Raw genomic sequence first — 1556 nt, 5'->3', positions numbered from 1 at the left:
AAACTGCGCGGCCTTGGCGGTGTAGTTGGCGCTGGTGACGTGGGTGATGCCGCCGGCGTTGTAGGTCGTGCCGCTGCCGCCGCCCTGCAGCACCAGCTCGGTCTTGGCGGTGAGCACGATGCGGTCGGCGTTGGCGGTGACGTCGAGCTTGGCCAGCAGGTTGATGTTGTCCTTCAAGGCGCGGATGTCGATGTCGCCGGAGGCCGACACCAGCTTCCAGCCCAGGCTCTGCACGAACAGGCGCATGCCTTGGCTGGCGCTGGCCAACAGGCGCTTGCCGGCGGTCAGGCTGGTGTGGCCGGTGCTGCTCAGGGCCAGGTGCTCGCCGGTGGTGATGTGGTTGGGGCCCGGGGTGGTCAGGGCGATACCGGCGGGGCTGGAGAGCACCAGGTGCGGCTGGGCGAACTCGGGGAATTCGTTGGCGCTCTGGTTGACCGGGCCGCTGCCGAGGATGCCCTGGTGCTGCTCGTGCAAACGCTTGGCGACGTCGTCCTGGTCGCCGGGTTCCTGGGCCTGCATCTGCTTGGCCAGTTCCGCCAGGCTGTCCTGCTGGTCGCTGGCGGTGGCCAGGCGTTCGGCGGTTTCGGGCAGGTCCTTGTGGTGCTTGGCTTCGTTGGCGCGGGGCTCGGTGGTGAGCAACAAACCGCCCGCAGCGCGGATGGCGCCGTGGCGGTCGGTGCGCAGCTCGAAACCTTCACCGCGCGGGGCGCCGCCGCTCGGTCTTGGGTGGGTGAGGTAGCCGAGGTTCAGCGCACTGGCGCCGTGGTCACTGCGCAGGCCGATGCTGATTTCGCTGGTGGTGTCGTCGATGCGCAGTTCGTTGCCGCGGCTGCCCTTGTATTCCTTGCTCTTGATGGTGGCCAGGGTCTTCAGGTCGGGCAGCTTGTAGTGCGGCATGTTTACGCCGTGGTACAGGCAGCCGGTCACCAGCGGCTGGTCGGGATCACCTTCGAGGAAGCTGACCAGCACCTCCATGCCGATCCGGGGCAGTTGCAACCCGGCGATGCCCTGCCCGGCCCAACTGCTGGCGACACGCATCCACACGCTGGACTTGTCGTCGGCCTGGCCTTCGCGGTCCCAGAAGAACTGCACCTTGATGCGGCCGAACTCGTCGCAGTAGATCTCTTCGCCGGCGGGGCCGCTCACGATGGCGCGCTGGGTGCCGAGGATGCGTGGCTTGGGGTGGTTCAGGGGCGGGCGATAGGCCGCATCCCACGGGGTGGCGCTGAACTGGTTGCGGTAGCCCTGCTGGAAACCGTCATGTTTCGCGTCGATATCGCTGGTGATGGCTTCTTCCAGCACCTGCGGCTGGCGGCCCTGGTGGGTCACTTCAAGCAGCAGCCAGAGGTCATTCCAGGCGGCATTGGGGTGGCTGGCCAGGGTCAGGAAGTGGCCGCTGGCGAGCAAGGGCTGGTCGCTGTGCCCTTCGGCCAGGCGGAAGTCGCTGCGGTGACGCTCCAGGGCGCGGGTGGCCAAGTGCTTGCCACGGGCGCGGTCGAGAAAGCGCCCGGGGTAGTCGTAGTCTTCCAGCTCAGGCTCGGCGTGGCTGACCGACT

General features: G+C 67.7%; 1 protein-coding gene. It reads right to left on the bottom strand.

Annotated elements, in window-relative coordinates; genetic code table 11:
- On the bottom strand, positions 1-1556 hold a 1556-nt coding region (gene tssI / locus ACQ4N9_RS26450), incomplete at both ends, for a type VI secretion system tip protein TssI/VgrG (protein ID WP_430934101.1).

The sequence above is a fragment of the Pseudomonas sp. ES1 genome (genome assembly GCF_050586605.1).
Classification (GTDB): domain Bacteria; phylum Pseudomonadota; class Gammaproteobacteria; order Pseudomonadales; family Pseudomonadaceae; genus Aquipseudomonas; species Aquipseudomonas sichuanensis.
This window is presented reverse-complemented; position numbering and strand designations above follow the sequence as displayed.